The 15,593-nt window shown below is 49.2% G+C and carries 27 protein-coding genes; 1 reads left to right on the plus strand and 26 read right to left on the minus strand.

The genetic code is table 11. The annotated features are described in order from the left end of the window. Nucleotides 1–96: 96 nt before the first annotated feature. A complete protein-coding gene (gene uvrA, locus AC2IBB_RS30695; RefSeq protein ID WP_486330460.1) occupies nucleotides 97–2,922 on the plus strand; it encodes an excinuclease ABC subunit UvrA in 2,826 nt (941 codons plus the stop codon). 126 nt (nucleotides 2,923–3,048) lie between these two features. Here the strand turns inward: uvrA and rplQ are convergent, their stop codons facing one another. From rplQ to rplD, 26 genes are all read right to left on the minus strand, one after another. Then, nucleotides 3,049–3,438 carry a 50S ribosomal protein L17 gene (gene rplQ / locus AC2IBB_RS30700; RefSeq protein WP_486330461.1) on the minus strand — a complete coding sequence of 130 codons (390 nt, stop codon included), beginning with the start codon at nucleotides 3,436–3,438 and terminating at the stop codon, nucleotides 3,049–3,051. A 34-nt stretch (nucleotides 3,439–3,472) separates the two neighbouring features. Then, nucleotides 3,473–4,477, minus strand: coding sequence for a DNA-directed RNA polymerase subunit alpha (locus AC2IBB_RS30705; RefSeq protein WP_011399895.1), 1,005 nt, complete (start codon nucleotides 4,475–4,477; stop codon nucleotides 3,473–3,475). 33 nt (nucleotides 4,478–4,510) lie between these two features. Continuing rightward, nucleotides 4,511–5,131, minus strand: a complete 621-nt coding sequence (rpsD, locus tag AC2IBB_RS30710) for a 30S ribosomal protein S4 (RefSeq protein ID WP_486330462.1) — start codon at nucleotides 5,129–5,131, stop codon at nucleotides 4,511–4,513. Nucleotides 5,132–5,146: 15 nt separating this feature from the next. Further along, on the minus strand, nucleotides 5,147–5,536 hold the full coding sequence (gene rpsK / locus AC2IBB_RS30715) for a 30S ribosomal protein S11 (RefSeq protein ID WP_011399897.1): 390 nt from the start codon (nucleotides 5,534–5,536) through the stop codon (nucleotides 5,147–5,149). 16 nt (nucleotides 5,537–5,552) lie between these two features. Next, a complete protein-coding gene (gene rpsM / locus AC2IBB_RS30720) occupies nucleotides 5,553–5,909 on the minus strand; it encodes a 30S ribosomal protein S13 (protein ID WP_486330463.1) in 357 nt (118 codons plus the stop codon). Between the two features lie 104 nt (nucleotides 5,910–6,013). Beyond that, nucleotides 6,014–6,130: a 50S ribosomal protein L36 gene (gene rpmJ / locus AC2IBB_RS30725; protein WP_486330464.1), complete on the minus strand. Its 117-nt coding sequence runs from the start codon at nucleotides 6,128–6,130 to the stop codon at nucleotides 6,014–6,016. Nucleotides 6,131–6,174: 44 nt separating this feature from the next. Beyond that, nucleotides 6,175–7,506 (minus strand): preprotein translocase subunit SecY, encoded by a 1,332-nt coding sequence (gene secY, locus AC2IBB_RS30730; protein WP_486330465.1) that lies wholly within the window; start codon nucleotides 7,504–7,506, stop codon nucleotides 6,175–6,177. Then, complete coding sequence (gene rplO / locus AC2IBB_RS30735; RefSeq protein ID WP_486330466.1) at nucleotides 7,507–7,941, minus strand: 50S ribosomal protein L15; 435 nt, start codon at nucleotides 7,939–7,941, stop codon at nucleotides 7,507–7,509. A 1-nt stretch (nucleotide 7,942) separates the two neighbouring features. Next, the gene (gene rpmD, locus AC2IBB_RS30740; protein WP_011399902.1) at nucleotides 7,943–8,134 is read right to left on the minus strand and encodes a 50S ribosomal protein L30; all 192 of its coding nucleotides are present in this window, start codon (nucleotides 8,132–8,134) and stop codon (nucleotides 7,943–7,945) included. A gap of 3 nt (nucleotides 8,135–8,137) precedes the next feature. Further along, on the minus strand, nucleotides 8,138–8,641 hold the full coding sequence (gene rpsE / locus AC2IBB_RS30745) for a 30S ribosomal protein S5 (RefSeq protein WP_011399903.1): 504 nt from the start codon (nucleotides 8,639–8,641) through the stop codon (nucleotides 8,138–8,140). A gap of 12 nt (nucleotides 8,642–8,653) precedes the next feature. Beyond that, nucleotides 8,654–9,004 (minus strand): 50S ribosomal protein L18, encoded by a 351-nt coding sequence (rplR, locus tag AC2IBB_RS30750; RefSeq protein ID WP_011399904.1) that lies wholly within the window; start codon nucleotides 9,002–9,004, stop codon nucleotides 8,654–8,656. 9 nt (nucleotides 9,005–9,013) lie between these two features. After that, a complete protein-coding gene (gene rplF, locus AC2IBB_RS30755; protein WP_486330467.1) occupies nucleotides 9,014–9,547 on the minus strand; it encodes a 50S ribosomal protein L6 in 534 nt (177 codons plus the stop codon). Nucleotides 9,548–9,556: 9 nt separating this feature from the next. Continuing rightward, entirely contained in the window at nucleotides 9,557–9,949 is a 393-nt protein-coding gene (gene rpsH, locus AC2IBB_RS30760; protein ID WP_486330468.1) for a 30S ribosomal protein S8, read from the minus strand. Nucleotides 9,950–10,024: 75 nt separating this feature from the next. Then, nucleotides 10,025–10,330 carry a 30S ribosomal protein S14 gene (rpsN, locus tag AC2IBB_RS30765; protein ID WP_011399907.1) on the minus strand — a complete coding sequence of 102 codons (306 nt, stop codon included), beginning with the start codon at nucleotides 10,328–10,330 and terminating at the stop codon, nucleotides 10,025–10,027. A gap of 11 nt (nucleotides 10,331–10,341) precedes the next feature. Further along, on the minus strand, nucleotides 10,342–10,881 hold the full coding sequence (rplE, locus tag AC2IBB_RS30770; RefSeq protein WP_486330469.1) for a 50S ribosomal protein L5: 540 nt from the start codon (nucleotides 10,879–10,881) through the stop codon (nucleotides 10,342–10,344). 17 nt (nucleotides 10,882–10,898) lie between these two features. After that, entirely contained in the window at nucleotides 10,899–11,216 is a 318-nt protein-coding gene (gene rplX / locus AC2IBB_RS30775; protein WP_486330470.1) for a 50S ribosomal protein L24, read from the minus strand. Between the two features lie 14 nt (nucleotides 11,217–11,230). Further along, nucleotides 11,231–11,599, minus strand: coding sequence for a 50S ribosomal protein L14 (gene rplN / locus AC2IBB_RS30780; RefSeq protein ID WP_011399910.1), 369 nt, complete (start codon nucleotides 11,597–11,599; stop codon nucleotides 11,231–11,233). Nucleotides 11,600–11,630: 31 nt separating this feature from the next. Next, nucleotides 11,631–11,897, minus strand: a complete 267-nt coding sequence (rpsQ, locus tag AC2IBB_RS30785) for a 30S ribosomal protein S17 (protein ID WP_486330471.1) — start codon at nucleotides 11,895–11,897, stop codon at nucleotides 11,631–11,633. Nucleotide 11,898: 1 nt separating this feature from the next. Further along, a complete protein-coding gene (gene rpmC, locus AC2IBB_RS30790) occupies nucleotides 11,899–12,090 on the minus strand; it encodes a 50S ribosomal protein L29 (RefSeq protein WP_127973655.1) in 192 nt (63 codons plus the stop codon). After that, a complete protein-coding gene (gene rplP, locus AC2IBB_RS30795) occupies nucleotides 12,091–12,504 on the minus strand; it encodes a 50S ribosomal protein L16 (RefSeq protein ID WP_011399913.1) in 414 nt (137 codons plus the stop codon). It abuts the gene before it with no gap. An 11-nt stretch (nucleotides 12,505–12,515) separates the two neighbouring features. Beyond that, on the minus strand, nucleotides 12,516–13,199 hold the full coding sequence (gene rpsC / locus AC2IBB_RS30800; protein ID WP_486330472.1) for a 30S ribosomal protein S3: 684 nt from the start codon (nucleotides 13,197–13,199) through the stop codon (nucleotides 12,516–12,518). Between the two features lie 10 nt (nucleotides 13,200–13,209). Next, nucleotides 13,210–13,542, minus strand: coding sequence for a 50S ribosomal protein L22 (rplV, locus tag AC2IBB_RS30805; RefSeq protein WP_011399915.1), 333 nt, complete (start codon nucleotides 13,540–13,542; stop codon nucleotides 13,210–13,212). 12 nt (nucleotides 13,543–13,554) lie between these two features. Then, nucleotides 13,555–13,830, minus strand: a complete 276-nt coding sequence (rpsS, locus tag AC2IBB_RS30810) for a 30S ribosomal protein S19 (protein ID WP_011399916.1) — start codon at nucleotides 13,828–13,830, stop codon at nucleotides 13,555–13,557. 11 nt (nucleotides 13,831–13,841) lie between these two features. After that, nucleotides 13,842–14,666, minus strand: a complete 825-nt coding sequence (gene rplB / locus AC2IBB_RS30815) for a 50S ribosomal protein L2 (RefSeq protein WP_486330473.1) — start codon at nucleotides 14,664–14,666, stop codon at nucleotides 13,842–13,844. Nucleotides 14,667–14,679: 13 nt separating this feature from the next. Then, nucleotides 14,680–14,976, minus strand: coding sequence for a 50S ribosomal protein L23 (rplW, locus tag AC2IBB_RS30820; RefSeq protein WP_279508552.1), 297 nt, complete (start codon nucleotides 14,974–14,976; stop codon nucleotides 14,680–14,682). After that, entirely contained in the window at nucleotides 14,973–15,581 is a 609-nt protein-coding gene (gene rplD / locus AC2IBB_RS30825; protein ID WP_486330474.1) for a 50S ribosomal protein L4, read from the minus strand. Before rplD ends, rplW begins: the two co-directional genes overlap by 4 nt. Between the last annotated feature and the right edge of the window lie 12 nt (nucleotides 15,582–15,593).

Here is a 15,593-nt window from a genome sequence, read left to right on the forward strand (position 1 = left end):
CAGCCACTTATTAATCGATTCGCTGTCGCTTTGCTCATCCTGTTTCCCTACTTATATAATGACCGGCTGTAAATTCCGGAGGTGAAAAAGAATTTTATGGACACGATCCAAGTCCGCGGAGCCCGAACCCACAATCTCAAGAATGTCGACCTGGACTTGCCGAGAGACAAGCTCATCGTCATTACCGGGCTGTCTGGCTCGGGCAAGTCATCCCTGGCTTTCGATACGCTGTACGCGGAAGGCCAGCGGCGTTATGTGGAGTCGCTGTCTACTTACGCCAGACAGTTTCTGTCCATGATGGAGAAGCCGGACGTTGACCATATAGAGGGTCTCTCCCCCGCCATTTCCATCGAACAGAAATCCACCTCCCACAACCCTCGCTCCACTGTCGGCACCATTACTGAAATTTACGATTACCTGCGTCTGCTGTATGCACGCGCCGGCGAACCTCGCTGCCCGGATCACGACATCGTTCTCGAAGCCCAGACAGTCAGCCAGATGGTGGACCGCATCCTGGAGTTGCCTCAAGACAGTAAATGGATGCTGCTGGCGCCGGTGATACGCAATCGCAAGGGCGAACATCTGCATGTGATCGAAGGCCTTCGCGCGCAGGGCTTCATTCGGGCGCGTATCGACGGCATCGTGACAGACCTCGACGACATCCCCCAGCTGGATAAAAAGCGCAAACACACTATTGAGGTTGTCATTGATCGTCTCAAAATTCGCGCAGATATTCAGACCCGACTGGCCGAGTCTATTGAAACCTGTATTGAGTTGGCTGAAGGCGTCGTCATCGCCGCACCAATGGACGGAGACGGCGAAGAACTGATCTTTTCAGCACTATTCGCCTGTCCTGAATGTGGGTACAGCGTTAGCGAACTGGAACCGAGAGTTTTCTCTTTTAACAATCCAGCGGGGGCCTGTCCAAGCTGTGACGGACTTGGCGTAAAACAGTATTTTGACCCCGATAAACTCGTAGAGCGCCCAGAGCTGACACTGGCTGAAGGCGCAATCAAAGGATGGGACAGACGCAGCGTATTCTACTTTCAAATGCTGACCAGCCTTGCAGACCATTATGAAGTCGACATAGAAACGCCTTTTGAAGCTCTTCCTGAGTCGTTCCGCAATGCGCTCTTAAAAGGCAGCGGACGAACAGATATCAAGTTCAAATATGTAAACAGCCGCGGAGACATTGTCTTCCGAGAGCACCCATTCGAGGGCATATTACCAAATATCGAACGCCGCTATAGGGAAACGGACTCGCAAATGGTGCGAGACGAACTATCCAAATTCCTTACTCAAAAGTCCTGCCCAGACTGCCACGGCAGCCGGCTGAAACGCTCTTCTCGTCATGTGTTTATCGACAATAAAAGTCTGCCAGATACCTCTCACATGGCCATTGGCGACGCTAGCAACTTCTTTCACCACTTGTCTCTGCCAGGTCGGAAAGGTGAAATCGCGGCGAAAATCGTTAAAGAAATTCAGCTACGCCTTCAATTTCTCGTCAACGTCGGCTTGGACTACCTCACCTTGGATCGCAGTGCGGAAACACTTTCCGGGGGCGAGGCCCAACGTATCAGGCTGGCGAGTCAGATAGGCGCAGGCCTGGTCGGAGTCATGTATGTCCTTGACGAACCGTCTATTGGCCTCCATCAAAGAGATAACGACCGCCTATTGGCTACCCTGACGCACCTGAGAAATCTCGGCAACACGGTCATCGTGGTTGAGCATGACGAAGACGCCATTCGCATGGCGGATTATGTCGTAGATATTGGGCCTGGAGCGGGAGTCCATGGGGGAGAAATCGTCGCTCAAGGCTCTCCTGAACAGGTCATGGAAAGCGATAAATCCATCACCGGCCAATATCTGAAAGGAACGCGATGTATTGCAATACCAGAACAAAGAGTCCAGCCGGATCCAGACAAGCAACTGATTATCAGCGGGGCCACCGGGAATAATCTGCAGTCGGTCACGCTTAAAATTCCCGTTGGGCTGTTCACCTGCATCACAGGTGTTTCAGGTTCAGGTAAGTCCACCCTGATCAATAGCACTCTGTACCCAATCGCCGCCACCAAACTTAATATGGCGACCACTCTCACCGCTGAGCCCTATGAGACAATCGAAGGTCTGGATCACTTCGATAAAGTCATCGATATCGACCAAAGCCCAATAGGACGTACGCCTAGATCCAACCCTGCGACCTATACAGGTATATTCACTCCAATAAGAGAGCTTTTCGCAGCGACTCAAGAAGCAAGATCTCGCGGCTACAAGCCAGGAAGATTCAGCTTCAACGTGCGAGGAGGGCGCTGTGAAGCCTGTCAGGGAGACGGAGTCATCAAAGTTGAAATGCACTTTTTGCCCGACCTATATGTCCCCTGCGATGTATGTAAGGGGAAACGCTATAATCGAGAAACTCTTGAAGTCACCTATAAAGGCAAGTCGATTCATGACGTGCTGGAAATGACAGTTGAGGACGCTCGAGAATTTTTCGACGCCATTCCAGCAATTGCCAAAAAGCTGCAAACATTGATTGACGTTGGCCTCTCCTACATCGGCCTCGGCCAGAGCGCAGTTACCTTGTCGGGAGGCGAAGCCCAACGCGTCAAGCTTTCTCGTGAGTTATCTAAGAGGGATACGGGTAAAACTTTGTACATCCTCGACGAGCCCACCACAGGCCTGCATTTCTTTGACATTGATCAGCTTCTGAAGGTACTGCATCGTCTGCGTGATCATGGAAATACAGTTGTTGTAATCGAACACAATCTTGATGTAATTAAAACAGCAGACTGGATCATCGACCTGGGTCCGGAAGGAGGAAGCAGAGGCGGCTTGATTATCGCCGAGGGCGCACCTGAAACAGTTAAGGACAGTGAGAAGTCTCATACCGCTCATTTCTTGAAACGCATTCTGGAAAGTTAGCTGCTTAGCAGAGCAATGATAGGGAGTAGCGATAAATCAAAGCTCCCTGAGCTGAGAGAATGCCTGAACCTAATGCAGGCATAAAAAAAGCCGCTAAAAAGCGGCTTTTTAATATCCGAGAAGAACTTACTCTTCGTTGTCGCCTTCGGCTTCAACTACCGGACGGTCCACTAGCTCTACAAAAGCCATTGGAGCGCTGTCGCCCGGTCTCAGACCGCACTTGAGAATACGCAGATAACCACCAGGGCGATCTTTGTAACGAGGACCAATCTCTTCGAACAGCTTGGTCACAGCATCTCTGCTTCTCAGACGGGAGAAAGCAAGACGGCGGTTTGCAACAGAATCACTTTTAGCCAAAGTGATCAGCGGCTCAGCCACTCTTCTCAGTTCTTTCGCTTTGGGCACCGTGGTTTTGATCAGCTCATGCTCTACCAACGATGCCGCCATATTCCGGAACATCGACTTGCGATGCGCGCTAGTCCGGTTAAATTTACGACCACTTTTAAGATGACGCATCTTCTTTATCCTTCAACTACACTGTTGGCGCGCATTAGCCGCCTAATACCCGATCATCGCCTCGAATGCTGGCTGGAGGCCAATTCTCAAGACGCATACCTAAAGACAAGCCGCGCGATGCAAGCACGTCTTTAATTTCGGTTAATGATTTTTTGCCCAGGTTAGGAGTCTTCAGAAGCTCCACCTCAGTGCGTTGAATGAGATCACCGATATAGTAGATGTTCTCAGCTTTTAAGCAGTTCGCTGAACGCACAGTCAGTTCTAAATCATCAACCGGCCGCAGAAGAATCGGATCGATTTCCTCTTGCTCTTCAACTTTTTCTGGCTCATTTTGCTGATCAAAATCTACAAAGACAGCTAGCTGTTGTTGCAGAATTGTCGCCGCTCTACGGATCGCTTCCTCAGGATCGATTGTGCCGTTTGTCTCCAAGTCGATAACTAACTTGTCCAAATCGGTACGCTGCTCAACCCGAGCGCTTTCAACGTTATAAGCAACACGGAGCACTGGGCTGAATGAGGAATCAAGCTGCAATCTTCCAATTGCTCTTGTTTCATCGTCAGCTGAGTTCCGCTGATCCGCAGGCTCATAACCACGCCCACGAGCCACTTTCAGTTTCATCTTAACGTCGCCATTTGAGTTAAGATTGCAAATGACCATGTCTGGGTTTGCAATCTCAACATCATGATCAAGTTGGATATCACTGGCCAATACTGGACCAGCACCCTTCTTGTTCAGGGACAACGTCGCTTCATCGCGGTTGTGCATTTTGATAGCGAGATTCTTCAGGTTCAGAAGAATCTCAATCACATCTTCCTGCACACCTTCTACGGTGCTGTACTCGTGAAGAACGCCGTCGATCTCAACTTCGACGACAGCGCAACCCGGCATTGAAGACAGCAAAATGCGGCGTAATGCACTTCCTAAAGTATGCCCAAAGCCGCGTTCGAGCGGCTCCAAGGTCACCTTTGCGTGAGTCGCATTGATTTGATTCACCTCGATAGTACGAGGTGTAAGAAATTCGTTTAATGAACGCTGCATAGACGCCCCTACTGGCTAAATTAGTTGCTGGCCTTACTTAGAGTAGAGCTCCACAATCAGGTTTTCGTTAATATCTGGAGACAGATCAGAACGTTCAGGTACTGACTTGAAGGTTCCAGACATTTTCGCAGCATCAACTTCAATCCACTCCAGAGTTGCGCGTTGTGCAGCCAACTCAAGCGAACCTTTAATGCGAAGCTGATTCTTTGACTTCTCACGAATGCTAACTACATCACCAGGCCTGACCTGATAGGACGGAATATTTACGGCCTTACCATTCACCAGAATCGCCTTGTGTGATACCAGCTGACGGGCTTCGGAGCGGGTGGAGCCGAATCCCATGCGGTACACAACGTTGTCCAGACGACGCTCCAACAACTGAAGCAAGTTTTCGCCTGTAGCGCCTTTTATGCGGGCTGCTTCTTTGTAGTAGTTACGGAACTGCTTTTCCAGAACTCCGTACATACGACGTACTTTTTGTTTCTCACGCAACTGCAGGCCATAGTCGGAAAGACGACCACGACGTTGGCCATGTTGCCCAGGAGCGGTCTCCATGTTGCACTTGCTATCAAGCGCGCGAGCTCCGCTCTTCAAAAACAGGTCTGTGCCTTCACGGCGAGACAATTTACATTTCGGTCCAATATAACGAGCCATTAGACTTCTTCCTCTTTAAACTCGACGCTTTTTGGGAGGACGGCATCCGTTATGTGGGATCGGAGTAACATCAGTGATGTTAGTGATCTTATACCCACATGCGTTCAATGCACGAATTGCGGACTCGCGACCGGGTCCAGGTCCTTTAACCAAAACATCTAGGTTTTTTAGGCCGTATTCAGCAGCCGCATTACCGGCTCTTTCAGCTGCTACCTGCGCAGCAAAAGGTGTGCTCTTTCTGGAACCACGGAATCCTGAACCACCAGAAGTCGCCCAGCTAAGAGCATTACCCTGACGGTCGGTAATGGTTACGATAGTGTTGTTGAATGAAGCGTGGATATGCGCTACGCCGTCAACAACGGTCTTTTTCACCTTTTTACGGGTACGTGTACCTGGTTTTGCCATGCTCTATTCCTGATACTTATTTACGAATAGGCTTACGAGGACCTTTGCGGGTGCGCGCATTTGTCTTAGTGCGCTGCCCTCGTACCGGCAAGCTATGACGGTGACGTAAACCGCGATAGCAGCCAAGATCCTTCAGCCGTTTAATGTTCATTTGCACTTCACGACGCAAATCGCCTTCGACAACCATCTTGGCGATTTCGTTTCTCAGAATGTCCAGCTGCTCCTCAGACAAGTCTTTGACCTTAGACTGAGGGCTAATGCCGGTTCTTTCACAAAGGCCACGTGAAGTGGTGCGCCCGATCCCATATATATAGGTCAGGGACACTTCTGTGTGCTTGTTATCGGGGATATTGACACCCGCTATACGTGCCATCCATCTTACTCCGCGTAAATGTTATTGGTAGCAATTACCAACAAATTAAAAGGCGCAGAATGATAGCGCCTTCGTGTATACAAATCAAGCAACCGAGCTAAATATTAGCCTTGTTTCTGCTTGTGTCTTGGTTCTGTGCTGCAGATTACCATTACCGCGCCATTGCGACGGATAACTTTGCATCCACGACACATTTTCTTCACTGATGCTCTAACTTTCATTGCTATTCTCCAGTCTCACGCCGATTACTTTAAAACTTGCTCGACTATCGGGCCAAACCGCTTTTGCCGTAATTCTTCAGGTTAGACTTCTTCATGAGTGAATCATACTGATGCGACATCAGATGAGACTGAACCTGGGCCATGAAATCCATGACTACTACGACAACTATTAATAAGGAAGTTCCGCCAAAGTAAAATGGTACGTTCCAAGAAACCACCAAAAACTGAGGCAGCAACGCTACAGCAGCAATATAAAGGGCGCCAAACACAGTTAATCGGGTAAGGACGCCATCAATATACTTTGCAGTATTTTCTCCTGGACGAATGCCAGGAACAAATGCGCCGGAACGCTTCAGATTGTCAGCAACTTCCTTAGGGTTATACATTAATGCTGTGTAGAAAAAGCAGAAGAACACCACTGCTATTGCAAACAGGATAATGTATAGCGGCTGGCTTGGACCAAGCGCCTGCGAAACAACCTGCAACCACTCCATTCCTTCGCCTTTTCCAAACCACTGCCCCAAAGAAGCTGGGAACAACAGAATACTAGAAGCGAATATAGGAGGAATTACGCCAGCCATATTCACTTTCAAAGGAAGATGGCTGCTTTGCTGAGCATATACCTTACGCCCTTGTTGGCGACGGGCATAATTGATTGTAATGCGGCGTTGTCCACGCTCCATAAAGACCACGAAGGCGATAATTGCAACTGCAAACACAGCAACGGCAATTAAAGTCAAAACGCTCATTTCGCCAAGACGTGCTTGCTCGAATGTCTGACCGACCGCACCAGGTAAGCCCGCTACAATACCTGCGAAAATTAGCAACGAAATGCCGTTACCAATACCTCGCTCAGTAATCTGCTCACCCACCCACATCAAAAATACTGCGCCACAAACGAAGGTAACGACAGCGACAAAGAAGAAGCTCGGCCCGGCTGTAAAGGTAACCCCTTGATTCGCCAGACCGACGGAAATACCAAACGCCTGGATGGTCGCAAGTAGCACAGTACCATATCTCGTGTACTGACTGATCTTACGCCTACCCGCCTCTCCCTCTTTCTTCAGCTGCTCCAGTTGAGGACTAACGACAGTCAACAACTGCATAATGATCGATGCAGAAATATACGGCATGATACCCAGAGCAAAAATACTCATACGTTCCAAGGCTCCGCCTGAAAACATATTAAACAAGCTCAAGATAGTGCCCTGATTCTGATCAAAGAGCGCTGCGAGTCTATCAGGATTGATTCCTGGTACAGGTATGTGAGCGCCTACTCGATATACTAGTATCGCCAACAGTACAAACCAAAGCCGAGCTCGAAGCTCGGCAAGGCCTTTACCTGCACCTGCGGGTAATGCGTTTAGTTTGGCCATTTATTCCTCGACTTTGCCACCTGCGGCTTGGATTGCTTCTTGCGCGCCTTTGGTCACTTTCAGTCCTTTAACAGTCACCGCTCGGGTAATCTCTCCGGACAGAATAACCTTGACCTGCTTAGCCTGCTGGTCAACGATATTAGCTGCTTTCAAGGCCGCTAAGTCGATGATATCAGTACCAAGACTGTCGATTTCGTTCAGTCTCACTTCTTCAGAGAAACGGCCAACCCGTGAGGTGAAGCCGAATTTTGGCAGACGACGCTGCAAAGGCTGTTGACCGCCTTCGAAGCCTGGCCTAATGGTTCCGCCAGAGCGGGAAGTTTGACCTTTATGACCACGACCACCGGTTTTACCCAACCCGCTACCGATCCCACGACCCAGTCGCTTAGGTGACTGTTTGGAACCTTCCGCCGGCTTGAGAGTATTCATTTTCATATTACTCTCCTTCCACCTTCACCAGATAATTAACCTTGTTAATCATACCTCTTACAGCAGCAGTATCTTCTACTTCCACAGTATGATTAATTTTTCTCAGACCCAAACCGCGAACGCAATCTTTATGCTTAGGCAGGATTCCGATAGTACTCTTTACCAGAGTTACTTTAATAGTCTTTGCTGCATTGGCCATGACTTACCCCAGAATCTCTTCCACAGTCTTACCACGCTTGGCTGCAATCTCCTCAGGAGCTTGCATGGCTTTCAAGCCTTCAAACGTGGCGCGAACAACGTTAACAGGGTTGGTTGAACCGTAACACTTAGCCAATACGTTCTGTACGCCAGCTACTTCCAGCACAGCGCGCATTGCGCCGCCAGCAATAATACCAGTACCTTCCGATGCAGGCTGCATAAACACCTTGGCGGAGCCATGGCGAGCCTTAACCGGGTACTGCAATGTATTGCCGTTCAGAGTTACAGTGATCATGTTTTTACGGGCGGCGTCCATCGCTTTTTGAATAGCAACAGGCACTTCACGCGCTTTACCACGACCAAATCCTACTTTACCGTTCCCATCGCCAACTACGGTCAAAGCTGTGAAGCCGAAAATACGACCACCTTTAACAACCTTAGCCACACGGTTGACCTGAACAAGCTTCTCTTGGAGCTCGGCTCCTTTTTGCTGCTCGTTATTTGTCATACATTCAACCTCTTAAAACTCGAGTCCGTTTTCCCGCGCAGCATCAGCTAACGCCTTTACACGACCATGGTACTTGAAGCCGGAACGGTCAAAAGCCACTTTGGTAATGCCTGCAGCCTTAGCTCTTTCCGCGATCATGGCGCCAACTTTACCTGCAGCTTCTACGTTGCCGGTAGCGCCTGCACGCAAATCTTTATCCAAAGTGGAAGCTGTAGCCAAAACCTTGCTTCCATCCGCACTGATGATCTGTGCGTAGATATGACGCGGCGTCCGATTGATACTCAATCTATCGACACCGAGTTCACGAATTTTATAGCGGGTTTTCTTAGCCCGACGTAACCGAGAAATCTTTTTGTCACTCATAGCCGCGCCCTACTTCTTCTTAGCTTCTTTAACTCGAACTTGCTCGCCGGAGTAGCGAACACCCTTTCCTTTATATGGTTCAGGCGGTCTGATACTACGGATTTCAGCAGCAACCTGCCCAACCTTTTGTTTATCGATACCACGAATAACAATCTCAGTTTGGGTGGGAGTCTCAGCTGTAATTCCCTCAGGAATTTCGAATACTACAGGGTGTGAGAAACCAAGAGTCAGGTTGATCGCCTTGCCTTGAGCCTGCGCTCTATAACCTACGCCGATTAACTCAAGCTTACGCTCAAAGCCTTGGGTTACACCAAGAACCATGTTGTTGATCAGCGCACGAGTGGTTCCAGCCAAAGCCCGAGCTTGGTTGGAGCCTTCCTTAGGCCCAAAGGTCAATACACCATCTTCCTGCTTAACTTCAACAGAAGGATGAACAGACAGAGAAAGAGCGCCTTTGCCGCCCTTGATATTTACCAGCCGACCGTCGAACTTAACCTCTACGCCAGCGGGAATCTGTACTGGATTTTTTGCTACCCTAGACATGATTCACTCCTAGAAGACGGTACAAATAACTTCGCCACCAACGCCGGCTTTACGAGCTGCTCTATCAGTCATAACGCCTTTGGAAGTGGATACAATCGCGATTCCCAGACCACCGTTTACGGTAGGCAGATCATTTGCGGCTTTGTACTGGCGCAGACCTGGGCGGCTCACACGGCTGATATTTTCAATAACCGGAGCGCCTTGATAGTACTTTAAAGTGATCTCTAGAACAGGCTTCACATCTTCACTGGCTTTAAAGTCAGTGATAAAGCCTTCTTCCTTCAAAACGTTAGCCACAGCGACCTTCATCTTTGAGGAGGGCATACGCACAGTTTCTTTCTCCGCCATCTGCGCGTTACGGATACGGGTAAACATATCCGCCAAGGTATCTTGCATACTCATTTATTTGCTCCAAACATTTTAGTTGTGCAGCGCTTTCGGCCATACGACCGAAAGGCGCTTACCAACGGTCGAGCGTTACCAGCTAGCCTTTTTCAAGCCTGGCACATCACCGCGCATAGCGGCTTCGCGAAGCTTGATACGAGACAAACGGAACTTTCTCAATACCGCATGCGGACGACCAGTCACTTGGCAACGATTACGCAGTCTTGAGGGACTAGCATCTCTCGGTAGCTTCTGTAACTTCATCTGCGCTTCCCAACGCTCTTCATCAGAGACATTCGGATTTGCAATAATGGCCTTCAACGCAGCGCGCTTTTCAGCGTATTTCGCTACGGTTTTTTCACGCTTGAGCTCACGCTCGCGCATTCCAACTTTTGCCATATCAGTTCACCTTATTTTCTGAACGGGAAGCTGAAAGCGCTAAGCAGCGCTCTGCCTTCTTCGTCAGTGTTTGCGGAAGTCGTTATGGTGATGTCCATCCCGCGAACTTTGTCGATTTTATCGTAATCGATTTCCGGGAAGATAATCTGTTCCTTAACACCCATGGAGTAGTTTCCACGTCCATCGAATGACTTCTGGTTCAAGCCACGGAAGTCACGCACACGGGGAATAGCTACATCCACTAAACGTTCAAAGAACTCCCACATACGATCGCCACGCAAAGTAACTTTGCAACCGATAGGAAAGCCTTGACGGATCTTGAAGCCTGCTACAGATCTACGAGCTTTGGTTACTACCGCTTTTTGTCCGGTAATTGCCTCCAAGTCCGCAGTCGCAGCTTCAATCTGCTTCTTATCGCCAAGAGCTTCGCCGACACCCATGTTAAGGGTAATCTTCTCAATACGAGGCACCTGCATTACGCTGCTATAGGACAACTCCTTCATCAGCGCAGGGATAACCTCTTTCTGATATACCTCTTTATACTTTGGCATAATCAACCACCTAACCTTTAGTTATCGACAAGTTCGTTTGTCGACTTGAAGATGCGCACTTTCTTACCGTCTTCAAGAATCTTAAAGCCAATACGATCAGGCTTATTGGTGGCTGAATTAAAGATCGCCACGTTTGAAGCTTGAATGGGCGCCTCTTTTTCGACGATGCCGCCAGCAGTACCTAGCATAGGGTTTGGCTTGGTATGACGCTTAACCATATTGACGCCGCTGACAACCAGCTTACCGTCTTTCTGGACGCGATTAACTTTACCGCGCTTCCCTTTATCTCTGCCTGCTATGACGACAACATCGTCGCCTTTTCTGATCTTGTTCATGTTTGGTCTGACTCCTATAGCACTTCCGGGGCCAGCGAGATAATTTTCATAAATTTCTCGCCACGCAGTTCCCGAGTCACCGGCCCAAAGATACGAGTGCCGATGGGCTGTTCCTGGTTATTCAAAAGAACAGCGGCATTGCCATCAAAACGAATCAAGGAACCATCCTGTCTACGTACGCCCTTACGTGTGCGCACTACAACGGCTTTCAGAACCTGACCTTTCTTTACTTTTCCGCGGGGGATCGCTTCCTTTACGGAAACTTTGATCACGTCGCCGATACTTGCGTAACGACGGTGTGAACCACCCAGCACTTTAATACACATTACTCGACGGGCTCCGCTGTTGTCGGCCACGTCAAGCACGGTTTGCGTCTGAATCATCGGTTATCTCCACCTAACAGCTTTTGCTTGACTAGACTTTTTCGGCCCGCTCAACAATGTTCACAAGCTTCCATGACTTAGTCTTGGAAAGAGGACGTGACTCCTGAACTTGAACAGTATCGCCGATGCGACACTCATTGTTCTCGTCATGAGCATGAAGCTTGCTTGAGCGCTTAACATACTTGCCGTACAGGGGGTGTTTCACGCGGCGTTCAACCAGGACCACAATGGACTTATCCATCTTGTCACTAACAACCTTACCGGTCTCAGTGCGCACGCTCTTTTCGTTCGCGCTCATATCACTCACCTGCCTTCTGATTTAAGACTGTCTTGACACGAGCAATGTCACGACGAACTTTGCGCAGAAGATGGACTTGATTTAATTGGCCCGTCGCCTTGCGCATCCGCAAGTTGAATTGCTCTTTCAACAAAGAGATCAGTTCGTTACTGAGCTCTTCCTGAGTTTTGTTTCTCAATTCTGCAGCTTTCATTTACATCACCGTTCTTGTCACAAAAGTAGTTGCGACAGGAAGTTTAGCCGCTGCAAGCGTAAACGCCTCGCGGGCCAATTCCTCGCTTACCCCTTCCATCTCGTACAGCATGCGACCTGGCTCGATTTCGGCTACCCAGTACTCAACTGGGCCCTTACCTTTACCCATACGGACTTCGAGAGGTTTCTTGGTAATCGGCTTGTCTGGAAAGATTCGAATCCAGATTTTACCGCCACGCTTAATACGACGAGTCATGGTACGACGTGCTGCTTCGATTTGTCGGGCAGTTATACGTCCACGTCCAGTCGCTTTTAAACCAAATTCACCAAAACTTACTTTGTTTCCGCGCTGAGCCAGACCAGTGTTACGGCCTTTATGGACCTTGCGGAATTTCGTACGCTTAGGTTGCAACATTTCACTGCCCCCTACTTAGAACTTTTCTTTTTAGCTGCTTTCTTTTCAGCGCGAACCTGTTCGATGCCACCCAGGATTTCGCCCTTAAAGATCCATACCTTTACACCAATCACACCGTAGGTGGTGTGCGCTTCGTGCGTAGCGTAATCAATATCTGCACGAAGAGTATGCAAAGGCACCCGACCTTCACGGTACCATTCAGTACGAGCAATCTCTGCACCGCCCAAACGGCCGCCAACTTGAATTTTGATACCCTTGGCGCCTTGGCGCATCGCATTCTGCACAGCGCGCTTCATCGCGCGACGGAACATAACGCGGCGCTCCAACTGGCCAGCAACGCCAGCAGCAACCAGTTTGGCATCCAAATCAGGCTTACGAATCTCTTCAATGTTGATGTGCACAGGCACTTTCATCAACTCGCCCACTTCTTGACGAAGCTTATCAACGTCTTCGCCTTTCTTACCAATCACGATGCCTGGACGGGCAGTGTGGATGGTAATTTTTGCGTTTTGTGGCGGACGCTCGATGATGACCTTGCTAACAGAAGCCTTTTCAAGCTTCTTCATCAGAAACTCGCGAACCTTAATATCAGTCAGCAAATGATCTGAATAGTTCTTTTTGTCTGCGTACCAGACTGAATTGTGATCTTTAACAATCCCCAGTCGAATACCGACTGGATTAACCTTTTGACCCATCTGCTATCTCCTACTCTTCGGCTACCTTGACGGTGATATGGCAAGTCCGCTTGAAAATGCGATCCGCCCGACCTTTCGCTCTAGGCTTAATCCGCTTCATTGTAGGACCTTCGTCCACGCAGATAGTGGCCACCTTCAGCTCATCAACATCCAGCCCTTCGTTATGCTCAGCATTAGCGATAGCTGACTCCAGCACCTTCTTGATGATGCTGGACGCCTTTTTGGGACTAAAGGTCAAAATGTCCAACGCTTCTTCAACCCGCTTACCGCGCACCTGATCTGCAACTAAACGAGCTTTCTGAGCAGATAAGCGAGCACCAAATAATTTTGCCGCTACTTCCATCTCTATACCCTCTTACCGTTTAGCTTTCTTGTCTGCAGCGTGTCCGCGATAAGTACGTGTGGCTGCAAATTCACCCAGTTTGTGGCCGACCATGTCTTCAGTCACATAGACAGGGACATGTTGACGACCGTTATGAACTGCGATAGTCAAGCCAACCATTTCTGGAAAAATGGTGGAGCGACGCGACCAAGTTTTAATTGGCTTCTTGTCTTTGACTTCTACCGCTGTCTCCACTTTCTTGAGAAGGTGAAGATCAATAAATGGACCTTTCTTTAAAGAACGTGGCACTAGACACCCCCTTACTTAGCTTTGCGACGACGCACAATCATTTTGTCTGTACGCTTGTTCTTACGAGTTTTATAACCCTTCGTAGGAACACCCCAAGGTGTAACCGGGTGCTTACCGAAGTTACGCCCTTCACCACCACCGTGCGGGTGGTCAACCGGGTTCATCGCAGTACCACGAACGGTGGGTCTTACTCCACGCCAACGTTTTGCACCGGCTTTTCCGTATACACGCAGGTTGTTCTCGCTATTGGACACTTCACCCAAGGTCGCACGACATTCAACAAGGACCTTGCGCATTTCACCAGAGCGCAAACGAATAGTGGCATAAGCGCCTTCGCGAGCCACTACCTGCGCAGACGCGCCTGCACTTCTAGCGATTTGGGCGCCTTTACCTGGCTTCATTTCGATACAGTGAACGACAGAGCCTACTGGAATATTTCTCAGAGGCAGACAGCTACCTACGCGAATCGGCGCTTCTTGACCAGAAGCAATCGCATCGCCTACTGACACGCCTTTGGGAGCGATAATGTAACGACGTTCACCGTCTGCATACTTCAACAGGGCGATGTGCGCAGTACGGTTAGGATCATATTCCAAACGTTCAACGACGGCAGGAATACCATCTTTCGTCCGCTTAAAGTCAATAACGCGATAAAGCTGCTTATGCCCGCCGCCTTGGTGGCGGACAGTAATACGACCAGCATTATTTCGGCCGCCGTTTTTGCGTTTCTTCTCAGTCAACGACGCCAATGGAGCGCCTTTATGCAGAGCCGGGTTAGTAACGGCGACTACATGTCTACGACCGGGAGATGTTGGTTTCGTTTTAACAACTGGCATTTTCGCTCCCCCCTTACTCGACATCTACAAAATCGATAGATTGACCGGAGGCAAGACGAACATATGCCTTGCGAACATCATTGCGCTTACCCATACCACGCGCTGTGCGCTTGGTTTTGCCTTTGATATTCACCACCTGCACCGACTCAACCTTAACATCAAACAAAGCTTCAACAGCTTTCTTAATCTCGGGCTTTTTAGCATCGGCCGCCACACGGAAGACCACCTGATTGTTGATTTCCGCTAACAATGTGGCCTTTTCCGAAATATGGGGCCCAAGCAAAACCTTATAGAGCCTTTCTTGGTTCATCCCAACATCTCCTCAATTTTCTTAAGCGCAGAAACTGTAACCAAGACCTTGTCATGCGCGATAAGGCTGACAGGGTTAATAGCAACAGCGTCACACACGTCGACATGCGGAATGTTACGGGAAGCCAAATACAGGTTTTGATCAACCGCATCCGCTACAATTAATACGCTCTCTAAACCAAGATCCTTCAATTTCGTATTGAACTGCTTGGTCTTAGGTGCATCTACCGCCATTTCTTCTACAACAACCAACCGTTCCTGTCTCACAAGCTCTGACAAGATAGATTGCATCGCAGCACGGTACATCTTTTTGTTCACTTTTTGAGAGTGATCTTGCGGGGTGGCCGCAAACGTTTTGCCGCCGCCTCTCCAGATAGGACTACGGATAGTGCCCGCACGAGCACGACCACTCCCTTTCTGACGCCATGGTTTCTTACCACCGCCACTAACCTGCGACCGTGTCTTCTGGGCTTTTGAACCCTGACGACCGCCAGCCAAATAAGCAGTAACCACTTGGTGAACCAGAGCTTCGTTAAAATCTCTTGCAAAGGCTACGTCAGATACCGAGACAGTACCCTTACCCGCACCGTTAATCGTTAACTCCATCTCTCACCCCTC

This window comes from Hahella sp. NS-SX17 (assembly GCF_057367735.1).